The sequence below is a fragment of the Pseudomonas sp. ENNP23 genome (assembly GCF_001728945.1).
GTDB classification, from domain to species: domain Bacteria; phylum Pseudomonadota; class Gammaproteobacteria; order Pseudomonadales; family Pseudomonadaceae; genus Metapseudomonas; species Metapseudomonas otitidis.
Genome location: NZ_LYSP01000001.1, coordinates 178648 through 192853 on the forward strand (window position 1 = coordinate 178648; position 14206 = coordinate 192853).

General features: G+C 66.8%; 14 protein-coding genes. 3 read left to right on the forward strand and 11 right to left on the reverse strand.

The genetic code is table 11. The annotated features are described in order from the left end of the window. Position 1: 1 nt before the first annotated feature. The 4 genes from A9G05_RS00725 to A9G05_RS00740 form a co-directional block, all read right to left on the reverse strand. On the reverse strand, positions 2 to 2029 hold the full coding sequence (locus A9G05_RS00725; protein ID WP_069559151.1) for a methyl-accepting chemotaxis protein: 2028 nt from the start codon (positions 2027 to 2029) through the stop codon (positions 2 to 4). A 120-nt stretch (positions 2030 to 2149) separates the two neighbouring features. Next, entirely contained in the window at positions 2150 to 3010 is an 861-nt protein-coding gene (locus A9G05_RS00730; RefSeq protein WP_069559152.1) for an HDOD domain-containing protein, read from the reverse strand. A gap of 70 nt (positions 3011 to 3080) precedes the next feature. Beyond that, positions 3081 to 3836 carry an ABC transporter substrate-binding protein gene (locus A9G05_RS00735; protein ID WP_069559153.1) on the reverse strand — a complete coding sequence of 252 codons (756 nt, stop codon included), beginning with the start codon at positions 3834 to 3836 and terminating at the stop codon, positions 3081 to 3083. A gap of 193 nt (positions 3837 to 4029) precedes the next feature. After that, positions 4030 to 4530, reverse strand: coding sequence for a M48 family metallopeptidase (locus A9G05_RS00740; RefSeq protein WP_069559154.1), 501 nt, complete (start codon positions 4528 to 4530; stop codon positions 4030 to 4032). A 66-nt stretch (positions 4531 to 4596) separates the two neighbouring features. Between A9G05_RS00740 and A9G05_RS00745 the strand changes: the two genes are divergently transcribed. Both A9G05_RS00745 and A9G05_RS00750 read left to right on the forward strand, forming a co-directional pair. After that, complete coding sequence (locus A9G05_RS00745; RefSeq protein ID WP_069559155.1) at positions 4597 to 4800, forward strand: hypothetical protein; 204 nt, start codon at positions 4597 to 4599, stop codon at positions 4798 to 4800. Positions 4801 to 5072: 272 nt separating this feature from the next. Continuing rightward, complete coding sequence (locus tag A9G05_RS00750) at positions 5073 to 5756, forward strand: polysaccharide lyase family 7 protein (RefSeq protein WP_069559156.1); 684 nt, start codon at positions 5073 to 5075, stop codon at positions 5754 to 5756. A 69-nt stretch (positions 5757 to 5825) separates the two neighbouring features. Here A9G05_RS00750 and fba read toward each other — a convergent pair whose 3' ends face one another. The 7 genes from fba to A9G05_RS00785 all read right to left on the reverse strand — a co-directional run bounded on the left by fba (position 5826) and on the right by A9G05_RS00785 (position 13163). Next, positions 5826 to 6890: a class II fructose-bisphosphate aldolase gene (gene fba, locus A9G05_RS00755; RefSeq protein WP_044403502.1), complete on the reverse strand. Its 1065-nt coding sequence runs from the start codon at positions 6888 to 6890 to the stop codon at positions 5826 to 5828. A gap of 123 nt (positions 6891 to 7013) precedes the next feature. Next, complete coding sequence (locus A9G05_RS00760) at positions 7014 to 7331, reverse strand: MliC family protein (RefSeq protein ID WP_069559157.1); 318 nt, start codon at positions 7329 to 7331, stop codon at positions 7014 to 7016. Positions 7332 to 7363: 32 nt separating this feature from the next. Beyond that, positions 7364 to 7558 (reverse strand): hypothetical protein, encoded by a 195-nt coding sequence (locus A9G05_RS00765; RefSeq protein ID WP_044403506.1) that lies wholly within the window; start codon positions 7556 to 7558, stop codon positions 7364 to 7366. Between the two features lie 69 nt (positions 7559 to 7627). Continuing rightward, positions 7628 to 8791, reverse strand: a complete 1164-nt coding sequence (locus A9G05_RS00770) for a phosphoglycerate kinase (protein WP_069559158.1) — start codon at positions 8789 to 8791, stop codon at positions 7628 to 7630. Between the two features lie 27 nt (positions 8792 to 8818). Further along, positions 8819 to 9868: an erythrose-4-phosphate dehydrogenase gene (gene epd, locus A9G05_RS00775; RefSeq protein ID WP_069559159.1), complete on the reverse strand. Its 1050-nt coding sequence runs from the start codon at positions 9866 to 9868 to the stop codon at positions 8819 to 8821. Between the two features lie 68 nt (positions 9869 to 9936). Next, positions 9937 to 11937, reverse strand: a complete 2001-nt coding sequence (gene tkt, locus A9G05_RS00780) for a transketolase (protein ID WP_069559160.1) — start codon at positions 11935 to 11937, stop codon at positions 9937 to 9939. Between the two features lie 107 nt (positions 11938 to 12044). Further along, positions 12045 to 13163 carry a TDT family transporter gene (locus A9G05_RS00785; RefSeq protein ID WP_069559161.1) on the reverse strand — a complete coding sequence of 373 codons (1119 nt, stop codon included), beginning with the start codon at positions 13161 to 13163 and terminating at the stop codon, positions 12045 to 12047. A 105-nt stretch (positions 13164 to 13268) separates the two neighbouring features. On the opposite strand from A9G05_RS00785, the gene A9G05_RS00790 reads away from it, so the two are divergent. Further along, complete coding sequence (locus tag A9G05_RS00790) at positions 13269 to 14180, forward strand: LysR family transcriptional regulator (RefSeq protein WP_069559162.1); 912 nt, start codon at positions 13269 to 13271, stop codon at positions 14178 to 14180. Positions 14181 to 14206 lie beyond the last annotated feature (26 nt).

Consider the following 14206-nt stretch of genomic DNA (forward strand, 5'->3'; position numbering starts at 1 on the left):
CTCACCCCAGGCGGAAGCGCGAGGTGTTGTCGTGCAGGGCCTGACTGCCCAGGCGCAGTTGTTCGGCCACACTCTGCACCGAGCGCGCTCCGCCCAGCAGCAGCGCGGCGGCCCGGTCCACCTGCTGGATGTTGCCACTGACCTCGTCGGCGGTGGCCGCCTGCTGTTCGGCGGCGGTGGCGATCTGCGCCAGGCGGTCGCTCACCCGTTGCACGGCGTCGGCGATCCCCGACAGGTCATCACCCATGCTCAACACGCTGCCGACGTCGCCCTCGGCCTGGCGGTAGGCGGCCTCCATCAGCGCCACGGCCTGACCGACCACGCCTTGCAGGCTGGAGACGGTGTCGCCGATCTCCTGGGTGGAATCCTGGGTGCGCTGGGACAGGCTGCGCACTTCGTCGGCCACCACGGCGAAGCCTCGGCCCTGTTCGCCGGCGCGGGCGGCTTCGATGGCAGCATTGAGGGCCAACAGGTTGGTCTGCTCGGCAATGCCCTTGATCACGTCCACCACGCGGTTGATCTGCTGGGTCTGCTCGCGCAGTTGCTGCAAGGCGGTGACCGTCTCGCCGAGGCGGCTGCTGAGTTCGCGCATGCTGGCCCCGGTGCGGGCGCTGCGCTGGTTGCTCTGCATGGCGATCTGGCGGGTCTGCTGGGCGTCGGCAGCGGCACCTTCGCAGCTTTCCGCCACCGTCTGGGCCGTGGCTGCCAACTGATGGGCAGCGGCTGCAATCTGACTGACCTGGCCTTGCTGCTGCTCCACCGAAACGAGGGTTTCCTCGGCCTGGTCGTTCAACTGGCGCACGGTGCCACCCAGTTGCTGGCTTTCGCGGTTCACCCCGTCCAGGGAGTTGCGCAACTGCACCAGCGCGGCGTTGAGGGCCTCGGCGATCTGTGCCAGGTCATCCCTGCCGTGCACGGCGGCATTGACCCGCAGGTCCCCGGCACGCAAGCCCTCGGCAGCCTCGGTGATGGCAGCGGTGCCCCGGCGGATCGCCGCGTTCAGGCACAGCAGCATGTACAGCGCCAGCAAGGTCAGCACGGCGAAGCCGCCGATCACTTCGCTCATGCTGGCGACGGCCTCGCCACGGAACACACTGAGGCGCAGGCGCAGGCGTTCACCGAGCGCGGTCTGCAGGACCGCGAGCTGGCTCCCGGCCTGCTCGGCCTGGTTGATGAAGTCCGCCGCTTCGAGGGTGAAGGGGTTGGCGTCGAACATGCCCTTGTCGACGACGGCGAGGTAGCTCGAGAGGGCTTCTTCGGCCTGGCTGAACAACCCGTCGAGCTCGGCGTTGGGCAGGCCCTTGCCGGCAATGGCCTCGCGGGCCTTGCGCAACTGCCGCACGGAGTCGTCGAGGGCACGGCGCAGGTCACGCACGGCGACTCGGCTCTGCAGGGTGAAGTGGCGGGAAATCACGGCACCGTGGGCGCTGGCGACGAAGTTGCCGAGCAGCTCGCGGGTACGCGGCTGCACGTAGGTGACCTGCTCCATCATCAGGTAGGTGTCCATCACCGGGTCGAGGATCAACCCGCTGCTGGTGGCCACCTGCTCACGCAGGGACTGCAGGCTCTGCAGCACTGCCTGATAGCGTTCCAGGGCATCGGGCAGGGCGACGCTCGCCAGCACCTGGGGGCGGATGGCTTCGCTGCGGCTCTTCAGCTCGTCGAACAGGGTGCGGTTGGGCCCCTCCAGGGATTCGGCCTTCAACTGCGCATCGACCTTGTCCAGCATCGCTTCCAGTTGCCCGGCGCGTTGCTCCAGGGTGGCCTTGGCGGCAACCTCGGTGCCCTTCCAGCGTGCCAGCAGGGTGCGCTGGGCAATGGCCTCACCGAGGGCATCGTCGAGGACGACGATCACCCGCAAGCCGCTGAGCTCACCATCGATCTGTGTCAGGCGCTCCTGATAAAGGCCGGCGATGACCCACAGGGCGTACCCCAGGGGCAAGGCGAACAGCAGGAACAGGATCTGGAACTTGCGGGCGAAGCTGAACCCCTCGAGGAGGCGGACACCCGGGCTGAACAGTGCATTCATGACGAGACCTCTCTGAATCCGGTCGGCCCCTGGCCGTGTTCGTACAAGAGGCGCTCCGGCCATCAAGCCCCGCGACGGCTCCTTACGCGGGACCGCGCATGCCAGGCGGCATGCCGTGACTCAATGCAGCAGCGACTCCATCCGCTGGATCTCTACCCGCTGGCTGGCCACCAGGGCCAGGCCGTTGCCGCTGGCGTCCAGCGCGTTCTGCGGTGGCAGCAGCTTGCGGTAGGCCGCCAACTCCCTGAAAGGCGGCAACTGGGCGGTCGGGCCATTCTCACGAATGGCGTGGTAGAGCCCGAGGTTGACCAGATCCACCAGACTCAGGGCGGGCCCAGGGGACTCCTCCCACAGGCCGGCGCCGCGAACCACCTCGATGTAGCTCTGATCCACCGCCCACGTCTTCAACACCACCACCCCCAGCGACTTGCCGTATTCCCGGCACAGACGGTTGTAGAGTTCGGTGGCGGGCACCTGGTCGGCCGCCTTGAACGCAGAAAGGATGGCCATGGCGCCCACCTCACTGAGGATAGTCGCCAACAGCACATGTTCACTGGAAACATGGCCGAGCAGGCGCCCCAGCACGGCACTGATGGCAGCCCGGCGGGCCAGGCGGTGCCAGGTGTCGAGGAACAGCTTCTTGTGCGCCGGGCTGTACAGCGGGAACAGGCTCTTGATGCTGTGGATCATGGTGATGCGGTCCACCTCCAGCATGCCCAACTGGCGGATGACCTCTTCCAGGCTCTTGGGTGGCGGCGTGCCACGCAGACGGGCGCTGGAGGCGTGCTTGACCAGGGTGGCGCTCAGCGCCGGGTCCTTGCTGATGACCCGGGCCAGGGAGCCGGTGGTGGCGTTGGGATCGGCCAGGGCACGGCGGATTTCCATGGTGATCATGGGCAGGCTGGGCAGCTGTTCCTCGCCGTTCATCAACTGGGATACCAGCTTGCGGTAGATCGAATAATCCGACTCTTCAGTACTCACCGGCGTTCCTCACGTGGCCCTTTGCCATTCTAGTCAGCCGCCAGTGGCCCACACAGTGGGGCGACGCACGTTATTCAGGTACCTGAACGCCGGCCTCGGCCGCCATGCGGGCGAAGCGGCCGTCTTCCAGCAGGCGCTGGAAGGCCTCGTCGAACCGGACTTTGAGCGCCTCGTAAGGCTCGCGCCGGGGGAAGGCGAAGTAGCCGTCCTTGCTGTCGATGGCCGGCTGTAGCCGGACCAGGCTGCCGGCCGGCAGGGCTTCGATCCAGGGGCGGGAGTTGCGCTCGTTTGTCGCCAGCAGATCGATGCGACCGTGCTGCAGCATCAGCAGCGCATTGTCCACGCCCTCGACGCTGCGCAGGTCGAGATGGGCGCGGGCGTGGTCGAAACGGTCGCCGTAAACCCAGCCACGGATGGCAGCGACTCGCAGCCCCTGCAGCCGGGCGTAGTCACCTCCCCATTCGAGGGGCTGGTCGCTGCGGGCATAGAACACCAGACGATCGCGGTAGAAGGCGTGGCGGGTGAACAGCATGTGCCTTTCCCGCTCAGGCGTACGGTAGGGGCCGACAAGGATGTCGGCGCGGCCTTCGGCGACCATGAGCTGTGCCCGCGCCCAGGGATACAGCTCGAAGCGCACGCTGTCGCCCATCTCGCCCAGCACAACACGCAACAGGTCGGCGCCCAGGCCGATGAAGCGGCCCTGCCCATCCTGTCCGTACAACTGCGGGAAATCGGTACCGACGGCCAACCATTCCCGGGCTTGGGCCAGAGGAGCGAGCAGCAGGCACGACAACACCAGACTGGGCAACCAGGACGTGCGCTTCATGCCTAGGGGGATCTCGCGGGGGGACAGCGTCAGAGCCTAGCAGGCTTTGCGCCCTCGTCAGGCACTTGCGTCAGCCTCTCTCGGAAAGACCCTACACCCCGAGCCAGGGGCCGCCGGCTATAGTCCGTTGCGCCATGCCCGCCTCAGGACTGCGCATCCTGCAGCCCTCCACAGCTGGGGCGGGCATGGCTCCTCAGCCCCTCTCCCCCAAGTCACGCCAGGTCAGGTACAGGCGCAAGTCGAACTCCAGTTGGTGATACCCCGGCAGCATGTGCTCGCAGAGCTGGTAGAAGGCCTTGTTGTGGTCGCGCTCGCGCAGGTGCGCCAGCTCGTGCACCACGATCATCCTCAGGAACTCCGGCGCGGCCTCCTTGAACAACGAGGCGACGCGGATCTCCTTCTTCGCCTTCAGCCGTCCACCCTGCACGCGGGACACGGCGGTATGCAGGCCAAGCGCCTTCTGCACCACGTCCAGCTTGTTGTCGTAGACCACCTTGTCGATGGCCGGTGCACTGCGCATGTGCTCCTGGCGCAAGGCATTGGTGTAGCCGTAGAGCGCACGGTCGCTCTGTACGTCGTGGCGGTCGGGGTAGCGGCGGGCCAGGTATTCGCCCAGGCGGCCCTGGTCGATCATCTGCCGCACCTGTTCCTGCAGGTGGGAGGGGTAGGCCTTCAGGTAGCGCAGCGGGTCCATGGTCGGGCAGGTGTCGTGAAAGGGCGCCCATTGTACCGGGCGCGGCAGCAGGTGACCGGTTTTGTCATGACCATCACAACGCCAGCATCGCCGTTCGTCGGTGCGATTTCGCCCCCGGCAAACCGCCTCGCTTACGGCTATTTGACGGCCGCGCCGGAGCGCCTCCGCACAGTAAGCGGCTTTCCCGAAAAAGCGATGTACCGGTTGGTTACTTTCTGCGATGGCATGGCGATGTCAAACGCCGATTTCGCCATTTTTATGGCGGCATGAATTTGACGAACAGTGATTCACGGGCGGTTTTTCACGCCGTATAAAGCCATCCGCCAGGTGCCCCACCACGGGACGCCCAGCACGAACAGCGGCTCAGGCCGCACTTAACCACCCTACTTTTGGTTCGTGTGCAGTTGGCCGGATTGCCAGTGTAAGGGCGTCTCTAAAAGCGCAGCGATGACAACGCAGATCGTTTTTGGAGATGGCCGCAAGTGATTACACGCTCGTGGATGAGTTGCACCCCACTGAAAGTTCTCTTCGAGAACTCAGTCATGATCGACCTTGGAACCTGGAACCTGACCATCCCCGTCGGCGCCCCCTCCGTCACCATCGATACCCCCGCCCTGGTCGGCGGTTACCAGGACAACTACTTCAAGGCCAGCAACGGCACGCTGTTCTTCTGGACCCCGGTCAACGGCAGCACCACTGCCAACGCCATCTACCCCCGCAGCGAACTGCGCGAAACCTTCGCCGACGGCCGCCTGCGCAACTGGAACTACAGCGCCGCGGACAACTACATGAGCGCGAACCTGGCGGTGGACCAGGTGCCCTCCACCGGCAAGATCGTGGTGGGCCAGATCCACTCCTACGGCAGCACCAGCCCGCTGCTGAAACTGGAGTACCAGTACAAGACCAAGACCGGCACCGGGAACATCGTCGCCAAGATCCGCAACTCCCCGACCGATCCGAGCGGCGCAGTGAGCACCCTGCTCACCGGCGTGAAGCTGGGCCAGCGCTTCACCTACGTGATCAACCTGTCACCCCAGGGTCGCCTGAGCATCCTGGTGAATGACACCCAGTTCAGCCAGCAGCTCGACGGCACCTGGGCGCCCAAGCCGCTCTACTTCAAGGCGGGCGTCTACACCCAGGACAACGCCGGGGCCGACAGTGAAGCCGGCAGCGCCACCTTCTACAACCTGAAGACCGAGCACCGGGCGCTGACCGCCGTGAACTGAGCCCAGCCTGACGAACGCCCATGAAAAAGCCCCGCCGAAGCGGGGCTTTCTCCATGCACCAACGCCGGATCAGTTGACCTTGGCGTCCAGCTCACCCTTGGCATAACGCTGGAACATGCCTTCCAGGGAGATCGGCTTGATCTTGGAGGCATTGCCGGCGGTGCCGAAGGCTTCGTAGCGGGCGATGCAGATGTCGCGCATGGCCTTCACGGTTTCGCTGAAGAATTTGCGCGGGTCGAACTCGCTCGGGTGCTGGCTCATGTAGCGACGGATGGCACCGGTGGAAGCCAGACGCAGGTCGGTGTCGATGTTCACCTTGCGCACGCCGTGCTTGATGCCTTCGACGATCTCTTCGACCGGGACGCCGTAGGTTTCCTTAATGTCGCCGCCGAATTCGTTGATGATCGCCAGCCAGTCCTGGGGCACCGAGGAGGAACCGTGCATCACCAGGTGGGTGTTGGGGATGCGCTTGTGGATTTCCTTGATGCGGTCGATGGCGAGGATGTCACCGGTCGGCGGCTTGGTGAACTTGTAGGCGCCGTGGCTGGTGCCGATGGCGATGGCCAGAGCGTCCACCTGGGTCTTCTTGACGAAGTCGGCGGCCTCTTCCGGGTCGGTCAGCATCTGGCTGTGGTCGAGGATGCCCTCGGCGCCGACGCCGTCTTCTTCACCGGCCTGGCCGGTCTCCAGGCTGCCCAGGCAGCCCAGCTCGCCTTCCACGGACACGCCGCAGGCGTGGGCGAATGCCACGGTCTGCTGGGTCACGCGGACGTTGTATTCGTAGTCGGCCGGGGTCTTGCCGTCTTCACGCAGGGAGCCGTCCATCATCACCGAGGAAAAGCCCAGTTGGATGGAGCGCTGGCACACGTCGGGGCTGGTGCCGTGGTCCTGGTGCATGCACACCGGGATGTGGGGGAATTCTTCGATGGCAGCCAGGATCAGGTGGCGCAGGAAGGGCGCACCGGCGTATTTGCGGGCACCGGCGGAGGCCTGGACGATCACCGGGGAATCGGTCTTGTCGGCCGCTTCCATGATGGCGCGCATCTGTTCCAGGTTGTTGACGTTGAAGGCCGGGACGCCGTAGCCGAACTCGGCGGCGTGGTCCAGCATCTGGCGCATGCTGATGAGTGCCATGGTGTTTCAGTCTCCCAAGTGGGGTGGGCTGTCGAAATGCGAAGCCTGCCGCAGGGGCAGGCCGGGTTCAAGCTTCGCGGTGAATACCACCGCGAAAGCGGATGTTCTCAAGGGTGAGGCGACTCAGGGCGCCTTGCAGCCGCGACCGATCAGGTCGTCGGTGGCCACCCAATAGACCAGGCCTTCGTCACCCTTGGTGTGGAAAGCCAGGCGGTCGTCGCTGTAGAGCGCGCCGGAGCCGGAAGGTTCTGCCTTGAGGCGATAAACGATGTCACCGCCGCCCAGGCGCACGTCCACGTCCTGCTGGGCCTTGTCGGCGAAGCGCCAGAACACTTCGGCCTGGCTGTCGCAGACCCAGTGGGTCCAGTTGTCCTCGGGCGCCTTCTGGCTGGCGCACCCGGCCAGCGCCAGCAGCGCTGCGAGGGCGAGAATGCCTTTCATCCTTCACTCCATGGCCGGGCGTTGCCGTCGGCTCACTGACAATGCTGTTCCGCGCTGCTGCCCAGGGTCGGGTCCCCGCTGCTCTGGGCTTCCACCCGCTGGTCGTCGCGCGTCTGCGGCAGGACGACCTGGGGCGGGCTGAGCACCTCGCAGGGCTGGGGTGCCGGGCCTCCGGCACACCCGCCGAGCACGACGAACAAGGGCAACAGCAAGGTTCTGATCCACATGGCGATGACTCCTTTATCGGTTTCCCTGAACGAGAGACCGCATGCCATCGCCATGATTCAGGCCATCTTTCAGGCCTTGGCGCGCTGCTCCAGCACCTCTACGGCCGGCAGCACCTTGCCCTCGACGAACTCGAGGAACGCGCCACCACCGGTGGAAATGTAGGAGATGCGCTGGGCCACGTCGTACTTGTCGATGGCGGCCAGGGTGTCGCCACCGCCGGCGATGGAGAAGGCATCGCTCTCGGCGATGGCCAGGGCCAGGGCCTTGGTGCCTTCGCCGAACGGGTCGAACTCGAATACGCCGACCGGGCCGTTCCAGAGGATGGTCTTCGACGACTTCAGCAGCTCGGCGAACTGGGCGGCGGTCTGCGGGCCGATGTCGAGGATCATGTCGTCATCCGCCACGTCGGCGATGAGCTTGACGGTGGCAGCGGCGGTTTCGGCGAACTCCTTGGCAACCACCACGTCCACCGGCAGCGGCACGCTGACCTTGGCGGCGATGGCCTTGGCGGTGTCCACCAGGTCGGCTTCGTAGAGGGACTTGCCGACCTTGTAGCCCGCCGCAGCGAGGAAGGTGTTGGCGATGCCGCCGCCGACGATCAACTGGTCGCAGATCTGGCTCAGGGAATTGAGCACGTCCAGCTTGGTGGAAACCTTGGAGCCGGCAACGATGGCAGCCATCGGGCGGGCCGGATTGCCCAGGGCCTTGCCCAGGGCGTCCAGCTCGGCGGCCAGCAGCGGGCCGGCAGCGGCGACCTTGGCGAACTTGGCCACGCCGTGGGTCGAACCCTCGGCGCGGTGGGCGGTGCCGAAGGCATCCATCACGAACACGTCGCACAGCGCGGCGTATTGCTGCGCCAGCTCATCGGCGTTCTTCTTCTCGCCCTTGTTGAAGCGCACGTTCTCGAACAGCACGACCTGGCCAGGGGCGACGTCGACGCCACCCAGGTAGTCGGCCACCAGCGGCACTTCGCGGCCCAGAGCCTTGGACAGGTAGTCGGCCACCGGCTTGAGGCTGTTCTCCTCGGAGAACTCGCCCTCGGTGGGACGGCCCAGGTGGGAGCAGACCATCACCGCCGCGCCCTTCTCCAGTGCCAGTTTGATGGTCGGCAGGGAAGCAAGGATGCGTGCGTCACTCTTCACGACGCCATCCTTCACCGGCACGTTGAGATCCTCGCGGATCAGCACGCGCTTACCCTGGAGGTCGAGGTCGGTCATTTTCAACACGGTCATGGGGTCAGTCCTTCACGGGGCTGGAGGTCAACGGGTTGTAGTAGCAGCCCGCAGGTAGTGGCCTGCGGTGTCGAGCATGCGGTTGGCGAAGCCCCATTCGTTGTCGAACCAGGCCAGCAGGTTCACCAGGCGCGGGCCGGACACACGGGTCTGGCTGCCGTCGACGATGGCCGAATGGGGGTCATGGTTGAAGTCGCAACTGGCGTGGGGCAACTCGGTGTAGGCCAGCAGGCCCTGCAACGGGCCGCTTTCGGCGGCCTCGCGCAGCACGCGGTTGATGGCGGCGGCGGAGGTGTCGCGGGCGGTCTGCAGGGTGATGTCGAGACAGGACACATTCACCGTCGGCACGCGGATCGCCTTGGCCTGGATGCGCCCGGCCAGTTCCGGCAGCAGGCGCTCGATGCCCCGGGCCAGGCCGGTGGACACCGGGATCACCGACTGGAAGGCCGAGCGCGTGCGGCGCAGGTCTTCATGGTGGTAGGCGTCGATCACCGGCTGGTCGTTCATGGCCGAGTGGATGGTGGTGATGGAGACGTACTCCAGACCCACCGCCTCGTCGAGCAGTTTCAGCAGCGGTACGCCGCAGTTGGTGGTGCAGGAGGCGTTGGAGACCAGGCGCTCGGTGCCGCTGAGGCTGGCCTGGTTGACGCCAAAGACCACCGTGGCGTCGATGTCCGCCTCGCTGGCCATGGGCTGAGAGAACAGCACCCGCGGCGCACCGGCGGCGAGGAAGCGCTCGCCCCCGGCGCGGGTGGTGTACTGGCCGGAGCACTCCAGCACCAGGTCGACGCCCAGGGCGGCCCAGTCGATGCCCTCGGGCTCGGCGCTGCGCAGCACCTTCACGCAGTTGCCGTTGATGTGCAGGCAGTCGCCGTCCACCTTCACTTCGCCGGGGAAACGGCCGTGGGTGGAGTCGAAGCGGGTCAGATACTCGATGCTGGCCTGGTCGGCCAGGTCATTGAGGGCGACGATCTCGAAGCCGTCACGACCGCCACGCTCGTACAACGCGCGCAGGACGCAACGACCGATGCGGCCGTAGCCGTTCAGGGCGACTTTGAAGGGGCGATGGCTGGACATGGGCGCTCGCTGGGCCGAAAGGAATGAGTACCCCGGACCCGGGCCATGACGGCCCGGGTCCGTGCAGGTCAGACGTCCAGCAGTTCTTCGGCGGTGGCGACGATGTTGTCGACGGTGAAGCCGAAATGCTCGAACAGCGCCGGCGCGGGGGCGGACTCACCGAAGCTGGTCATGCCGATCACGCGGCCTTCCAGGCCCACGTACTTGTACCAGTAGTCGGCGTGGGCGGCTTCGATGGCGATGCGCGCGCCCACCTGGACCGGCAGCACGGCCTGCTTGTAGGCGGCGTCCTGCTGGTCGAACAGGCTGGTGGACGGCATCGACACCACGCGCACCTTGCGGCCGGCAGCGGTCAGGGCGTCATGGGCCTGCACCGCCAGGCCCACTTCGGAACCGGTGGCGATGAGGATCAGCTCGGGCTCGCCGACGCTGTCCTTGAGCACGTAGCCACCTCGGGCGATGTCGGCCAGTTGGGCAGCATCACGGGCCTGGTGAGGCAGGTTCTGGCGGGAGAAGATCAGCGCGCTCGGGCCGTCCTTGCGCTCGATGGCGGCTTTCCAGGCCACGGCGGATTCCACCGCGTCGGCGGGGCGCCAGGTGTCCAGGTTCGGGGTCGAACGCAGGCTGGCGAGCTGCTCGATGGGCTGGTGGGTCGGGCCGTCTTCGCCCAGGCCGATGGAGTCGTGGGTGAAGACGTAGAGCACGCGCTGCTTCATCAGGGCGGACATGCGCACGGCGTTGCGGGCGTATTCCATGAAGATCAGGAAAGTGGCGCCGTAGGGGATGAAGCCGCCGTGCAGGGCGATGCCGTTCATGATGGCGCTCATGCCGAACTCGCGGACGCCGTAGAACAGGTAGTTGCCGGCGGCGTCATCGGCGGAGACGCCCTTGCAGCCTTTCCACAGGGTCAGGTTGGAGCCGGCCAGGTCGGCGGAGCCGCCGAGGAACTCGGGCAGCAGCGGGCCGAAGGCGTTCAGGGCGTTCTGGCTGGCCTTGCGGCTGGCGATGGTCTCGCCCTTGGCGGCCACTTCAGCGACGTAGGCAGCGGCCTTCTCGGCGAAGTCGGCCGGCAGTTCGCCCTTGATGCGGCGCTCGAACTCGGCGGCCAGCTCGGGATGGGCGGCGGCGTAGGCGGCAAAGCGCTGGTTCCACTCGCTCTCGCGGGCAGCACCAGCGGCCTTGGCGTCCCACTCGGCATAGATGTCGGCGGGGATTTCGAACGGGCCGTGGTTCCAGCCCAGGGTGGCGCGGGTCAGGGCGATCTCGTCGTTGCCCAGGGGCGCGCCGTGGCACTCCTCCTTGCCCTGCTTGTTCGGCGAGCCGAAGCCGATCACGGTCTTGCAGCAGATCAGGGTCGGGCGGTCGGTGGCCTTGCGCGCGGTCTCGATGGCGGTGCGGATCTCTTCGGCGTCATGGCCGTCGACATTGCGGATCACCTGCCAGCCGTAGGCTTCGAAGCGCTTCGGCGTGTCGTCGCTGAACCAGCCGTGGACTTCGCCATCGATGGAGATGCCGTTGTCGTCGTAGAAGGCGATCAGCTTGCCCAGGCCCAGGGTGCCGGCCAGGGAGCAGACCTCGTGGGAGATGCCTTCCATCATGCAACCGTCGCCCAGGAACACGTAGGTGTGGTGGTCGACGATGGCGTGGCCTTCGCGGTTGAACTGGGCGGCCAGCACCTTCTCGGCGATGGCGAAACCCACGGCGTTGGCAATGCCCTGGCCCAGCGGGCCGGTGGTGGTCTCGACGCCGGCGGTGTAGCCGTACTCCGGGTGGCCCGGGGTGCGGCTGTGCAGTTGGCGGAAGTTCTTCAGGTCATCGATGGACAGGTCGTAACCGGTCAGGTGCAGCAGGGAATAGATGAGCATCGAACCGTGGCCGTTGGACAGCACGAAGCGGTCGCGGTTGGCCCACTGCGGGTTGCTCGGGTTGTGCTGCATGTAGTCACGCCAGAGCACTTCGGCGATATCGGCCATGCCCATGGGGGCGCCGGGGTGGCCGCTGTTGGCTTTTTGCACCGCATCCATGCTGAGGGCACGAATGGCATTGGCACGCTCACGACGGCTGGGCATCGCTGATCTCCTGCGGGTTGAATGACGCTGAACGAAAAAAGGCGGCTATTTTCGCCCAGCGGGCAGGCTCGGGGCAATGACAGATGGTCGAAGAGGCGCAGCTTCCCTCAGGCCGGGCTGTTCAGGCAGGGCGCACGGAACAGCTCACCGTGCCACAGGCCAGCCAGCGTGCGGCGCATCACCAGGACCCAGACCATCGCCAGGCCGGCGGCCAGCAGCAGTCCGAAGGCCCCGAAGGCGGCCACATCGGTCTGCCGCTGCAGCTCCAGGCTGGCCAGGGCGAACACCCCAAGGGGGAAGGTGAAGCCCCACCACCCCAGGTTGAAGGCCATGCGCTGGCGCCGGTAATGCAGGGTGAACAGCAGGGCGATCACCAGCCACCAGAACCCGGCGCCCCAGAGCACGAATGCGCCCATCAGGCCAGCGGCGGGCGCCAGGGTGCCCAGCCCTTCCAGATGCGTACCGGCAAACGCTGCCGGGGCCGCGTGGCCCAGGGTCATCAGTCCCAGGCAGCCGGTTGCCAGCGGCCCCAGGGGCAGCCAGCTGGTGGCGGCGAAGGCGGTGTCCGGCAACTTGTGCAGGGCCAGGCGCAGCAGCACCAGGGTGATCAGGGAGAAGGCCAGGGTCAGGGACAGGCCCCACAGCAGGTAGCCGCTCACCAGCAGCGGCCGCGCCAGCTCCGGTGCCAGGTGCGGGGCCAGCACCCCGGCGCTCGCCGCCGCCACCTCGGGTGCGACGATGGGTAGCAGCCACACCGCCGTCAGGGACTCCAGGGCATGGCGCTGGTGGGTGAACATCAGGTACGGCACCAAGAGGGCACTGCCCAGGGCCAGCAGCATGTCCAGCCACCACAGCCCGTGGGCCAGGGCATAGGCCGCCTCGCCCCAGCGCGGGCCGCCGTAGAGCACCAGCCCGTTGATCAGCGTTGCCAGCCCCATGGGGATGGCCCCCAGGAACATCGACTGGACCGGGTGCGCCAGCATGGGCCCGACGGTTTCCGGGAACGCCACCAGGCGACCGATGAACAGCAGGCTGAAGGCCAGGAACAGCACCAGGTCCAGCGCCCAGACCACCTCCCCCAGCGGCCGCAAGGCAACCAAGGGGCCCGGCAGGTTGCCGAGCACCAGCGCCAGCACGCCAGTGCCCATGGTCACGGCGAACCAGCCGGGGATGAAGTGGCGCACCAGGGCGCTGGGATGATCGAGGCGAGTGAAGGGGCGAGGCATGGCGGCTCCGGTCGGGTGGTCCCGTGTCAGACGATGCCTGCACGATACGACCGGGCGTGCTATACGAAAAATACATCCTCGATATGCCAGACATACCTTTCATTTATGAATCTGCACCACCTCAAGGTCTTCCTCGCCGTCGCCGAGACCGGCGCCATCAGCGCTGGCGCCGAGCGCCTGCACATCAGCCAGCCGGCCGTCACGCGGGAAATCCGCGAGCTGGAGGGGCGCCTGGGCCTGCCACTGTTCGATCGCCAACCCAGGGGCGTAGCCCTGACCGAAGCCGGCCAGCGTCTGCTGGCCTATGCCGAGCGCATCTTCGCCCTGGAGCAGGCCGCTGAGCGCGAGCTGCAGGCCTTCGCCGGGCTGGGCGATGGCGAGCTGCACCTGGGCGCCAGCGCCACCCTCGGCAGCTACGTGCTGCCGCCGTTGATCGCCCGCTTCCACCAGGCCCACCCGCAGATCCGCGTCGAGCTGCGGGTGGACAACACCCGCAGCATCCTCCGCGACCTGCAGGACCAGCGCATCGCCCTTGGCTTCGTGGAAGGTGAATTCGACCGCCAGGCCTGCGCCTTCCAGCGCCTGGAGCAGGACAGCCTGGTGGCGGTGTGCGCCCCCGATCACCCCCTGGCTCGGCGAGGCACCCTCCGCGCCCGCGACCTGACCGACTACCCGCTGTACCTGCGGGAGGAGGGCTCCGGCACCCGCGCCAGCATCGAGCAGGCCTACCACGCCCACGGCCTCGGCACCGACCCGCGCCTGGCGATCGGCAGCACCGAGGCGCTGAAGCACCTGGTGGCCCAGGGCCCCGGCCTGGCCTGGCTGTCCCGCCGGGCCGTGGCGGACGAGCTGGCAGCGGGGCGCCTGGTCGCCCTGGCGGTGGACGACCTGCACATCGAGCGCGAACTGCACGTGCTCTGGCTGCCGGGCCGCAGCCTGGCCCCGGCGCCGGCGGCCTTCCTGGCGCTGGCCCTGGATGGCCAGACGCCGCCGATCAGCAATATCAAAGAATCTTGATATTGGGATTGCGAGCCAGGGGAGCG

Coding starts and splice junctions, on each gene's coding strand:
- A9G05_RS00735 (WP_069559153.1), bottom strand. CDS start 3,836: ATGAAGCGCACGTCCTGGTTGCCCAGTCTGGTGTTGTCGTGCCTGCTG.
- A9G05_RS00785 (WP_069559161.1), bottom strand. CDS start 13,163: ATGCCTCGCCCCTTCACTCGCCTCGATCATCCCAGCGCCCTGGTGCGC.
- A9G05_RS00760 (WP_069559157.1), bottom strand. CDS start 7,331: ATGAAAGGCATTCTCGCCCTCGCAGCGCTGCTGGCGCTGGCCGGGTGC.
- A9G05_RS00750 (WP_069559156.1), top strand. CDS start 5,073: ATGATCGACCTTGGAACCTGGAACCTGACCATCCCCGTCGGCGCCCCC.
- A9G05_RS00770 (WP_069559158.1), bottom strand. CDS start 8,791: ATGACCGTGTTGAAAATGACCGACCTCGACCTCCAGGGTAAGCGCGTG.
- fba (WP_044403502.1), bottom strand. CDS start 6,890: ATGGCACTCATCAGCATGCGCCAGATGCTGGACCACGCCGCCGAGTTC.
- tkt (WP_069559160.1), bottom strand. CDS start 11,937: ATGCCCAGCCGTCGTGAGCGTGCCAATGCCATTCGTGCCCTCAGCATG.
- A9G05_RS00725 (WP_069559151.1), bottom strand. CDS start 2,029: ATGAATGCACTGTTCAGCCCGGGTGTCCGCCTCCTCGAGGGGTTCAGC.
- A9G05_RS00765 (WP_044403506.1), bottom strand. CDS start 7,558: ATGTGGATCAGAACCTTGCTGTTGCCCTTGTTCGTCGTGCTCGGCGGG.
- A9G05_RS00740 (WP_069559154.1), bottom strand. CDS start 4,530: ATGGACCCGCTGCGCTACCTGAAGGCCTACCCCTCCCACCTGCAGGAA.
- A9G05_RS00745 (WP_069559155.1), top strand. CDS start 4,597: ATGACCATCACAACGCCAGCATCGCCGTTCGTCGGTGCGATTTCGCCC.
- epd (WP_069559159.1), bottom strand. CDS start 9,868: ATGTCCAGCCATCGCCCCTTCAAAGTCGCCCTGAACGGCTACGGCCGC.
- A9G05_RS00790 (WP_069559162.1), top strand. CDS start 13,269: ATGAATCTGCACCACCTCAAGGTCTTCCTCGCCGTCGCCGAGACCGGC.